Here is a 206-nt window from a genome sequence, read left to right as displayed (position 1 = left end):
ATCAACCGAGATTCCCCCAGTAGCGGCGAGCGAACGGGGAGCAGCCCAGAGTCTGAATCAGCTTGTGTGTTAGTGGAAGCGTCTGGAAAGTCGCAGGGTACAGGGTGATACTCCCGTACACGAAAGCACACTTGCTGTGAACTCGAAGAGTAGGGCGGGACACGTGGTATCCTGTCTGAATATGGGGGGACCATCCTCCAAGGCTA

1 rRNA gene is annotated in these 206 nt (G+C 55.8%); it reads left to right on the top strand.

Features of this window, described 5'->3' with window-relative positions:
* Positions 1 to 206: ribosomal RNA gene (locus PYW49_RS23450) — 23S ribosomal RNA — on the top strand; the annotation flags it as partial.

Source organism: Enterobacter chinensis (assembly GCF_034008295.1).
GTDB lineage: Bacteria > Pseudomonadota > Gammaproteobacteria > Enterobacterales > Enterobacteriaceae > Enterobacter > Enterobacter chinensis.
This window is presented reverse-complemented; position numbering and strand designations above follow the sequence as displayed.